Consider the following 301-nt stretch of genomic DNA (forward strand, 5'->3'; position numbering starts at 1 on the left):
TCGGCCGGCGGCTGGTGCCGGCCGTGCCGCCGGTGGGTGTGGGTTGGCGGCCTGCCGGGACGGTGCTGGTGACCGGTGGTACGGGTGCGTTGGGTCGGCATGTGGCGCGGTGGTTGCTGGCGAACGGGGCTGGTGAGGTGGTGCTGGCGTCGCGGCGGGGTCCGGGGGCGCCGGGTGCGGCGGAGTTGGTGGCCGAGTTGGGTGCGGTGCGGGTGGTGGGGTGTGACGTCACCGACCGGGCCGCCGTCGAGGCTCTGGTCTCCGGGCTGCCGGAGCTGACCGCCGTCGTGCACACCGCCGG

1 protein-coding gene is annotated in these 301 nt (G+C 76.4%); it reads left to right on the plus strand.

The genetic code is table 11. From position 1 onward, the window contains the following. The coding region (locus ACPCK6_RS29695) for an SDR family NAD(P)-dependent oxidoreductase (RefSeq protein ID WP_423482869.1) at window positions 1-301 on the plus strand (301 nt) is incomplete at both ends.

Source organism: Micromonospora sp. AB353 (genome assembly GCF_049538395.1).
GTDB lineage: Bacteria > Actinomycetota > Actinomycetes > Mycobacteriales > Micromonosporaceae > Micromonospora > Micromonospora aurantiaca.